1 protein-coding gene is annotated in these 808 nt (G+C 56.1%); it reads right to left on the bottom strand.

Annotated elements, in window-relative coordinates:
* The coding region (locus FHE74_RS10575) for a helix-turn-helix domain-containing protein (RefSeq protein WP_139466470.1) at positions 1-255 on the bottom strand (255 nt) is incomplete at its 3' end.
* Positions 256-808 lie beyond the last annotated feature (553 nt).

Raw genomic sequence — 808 nt, 5'->3', positions numbered from 1 at the left:
GGTTTTCTGCTCCGCTTTTTGCTCGGCGACGTAGCGATGAACGGTGCCAACCGAGCAGCCGATCTCGGCGGCAATCCCGCGCATGCTCAACCCCTTGGCGCGCAACGCGCGCACGCGCTCGCGCTTCTCGTTCGCACGAGCGAGGTAGTCAGCGCGCGGTTCTGCCGTCCAGTTTCGGATGGTTTGAGAAGAGCAGCCGATTCGCTCAGCCAGTTCTCTAGCCGTGAGTCCGTTACGTGGAAGGCGCTTACGCATTGGTCTGCTCCAAGATTTTTTGCTTCATGGTTTGAGTACGGGAGACTCCAGACTTCCGCCCGCCTTTTTGCCACGTGCACTCTGGATGGTCGTAAACGTCGCTTCATAAACAACCGGACCGTCGCTCCACATGCACGACTTAGTGATGATCCACTTGCGAATCGAACACGCGGTAACAAAACAGGGGATAAGAGTACGGGCTTACGCCCGGGGAACCGTTTATTGCTTATGATGTTGCACCCCTAATCCCCGGGATACATACCACTGTCTTTAATCGCTGCTACGTGGTAGGCGACGGTCCTCCGAGATAGGCCAGTCTCTTCCATAATCGCTTTCCAGCTGGGTGTCTTACCTGTCTGTAGGTAGTAGTCATTATCATCTGCTCGATCTTGATACGCAACGAGCGGCCTATAAGTTTGTTGCGTTTGTGGGTCTGGGCCATAACTTGGCGTCGGCTATGTGCGTAGTCGCCGTTGGGGTCGTTCTTCCAGCGTTCAGCAGCTTTCTTCCCGCCCTTACGGCCCATCGTGGCCAGTGCCTTACGCTCCGCTGT

Source organism: Corynebacterium tapiri (assembly GCF_006334925.1).
GTDB classification, from domain to species: Bacteria; Actinomycetota; Actinomycetes; order Mycobacteriales; family Mycobacteriaceae; genus Corynebacterium; species Corynebacterium tapiri.
The sequence above is the reverse complement of the archived record's forward strand: the minus strand, read 5'-3'. Positions and strand labels throughout refer to the sequence as shown.